Raw genomic sequence first — 989 nt, 5'->3', positions numbered from 1 at the left:
TCTGATAATGGTGGTTTTACATCTACAATTTTAAAAATTCCCAATTGAATAATTAAACTATTCTTTCTTTCTTGTTCTATAAAAGAATCCCTCCTATTTCTAGCAATATATATTATTTCATNAATTAGATCTTCTATATCCTTATTTCCATATCTTTTATCTATTTCTTCTAAATACCACTCACCAGGTTTTCCCCTTTTTCTTTTTACCTTTGTATTTTCAATAATGTGAACAGAAATTATATCATCAGTAAATAAATCTAAAAATGGGGGATTTTCTGTTGAAACACCTTCCTTTTCAATAAATAAACAATCAACATTATATACTTTTGCAGTCTCATGATGATATTCTATCTGATGTTAATATTGTAGATCCTGTATCTCTTGCAATTTTAATAATTAAATAATCTATATATCCATGCTTTGCCAGTCTTATTTGTTCTAATGTCGGTTTTTCGCCCAATACTGTTACTTTATAATTATACTTTTCAGATAATTGCTTAATTTTTTGCAATTCCTTTATACGAACAAGTCCCTTTTCAAGACCTTTATTTGCTCGCGCTTGTAATTCATCAATTACAGGTACAGGTATTATTACTTCGTTAAAAGAAATACTATTATTTAATAATGATTTTGATATATATTCATCAATTACTACAGATGTATCTAATGTTATTTTATTTAATTTCATCAATTATTTTATTATATTCTTCCTCAAAATCATTTAACCTATGTAAGGCCCTCTTTATTGCATCTATTTGATTCTTCTCTCTTTTTTTCTTTCCATCAGTTTTTATATATAAATAAATATCCTTTACTAATGGGTGATTTTCCTTCCAAGCTGCAATTATTACATTTGGATCTTTATCTAATTCTTCCTTTAAAAGCCTAGATATTGTTGCCTTATCATTTTCAAATATTATTTCCATTTCAGTTTCACTTTCCTTATTTATTTTCATTCCTATTATATTATNTAAATATCTTATATAA

The 989-nt window shown here is 25.5% G+C and carries 2 protein-coding genes; both read right to left on the bottom strand.

Going from position 1 to position 989, the window contains the following annotated elements:
- Positions 1-336: 336 nt before the first annotated feature.
- Positions 337-690 carry a PIN domain-containing protein gene (locus LUA84_RS00025; RefSeq protein ID WP_342765384.1) on the bottom strand — a complete coding sequence of 118 codons (354 nt, stop codon included), beginning with the start codon at positions 688-690 and terminating at the stop codon, positions 337-339.
- Entirely contained in the window at positions 677-958 is a 282-nt protein-coding gene (locus LUA84_RS00020; RefSeq protein WP_231433859.1) for an RpoL/Rpb11 RNA polymerase subunit family protein, read from the bottom strand. Before LUA84_RS00020 ends, LUA84_RS00025 begins: the two co-directional genes overlap by 14 nt.
- Between the last annotated feature and the right edge of the window lie 31 nt (positions 959-989).

It is taken from the genome of Candidatus Nanopusillus massiliensis, assembly GCF_920984865.1.
This window is presented reverse-complemented; position numbering and strand designations above follow the sequence as displayed.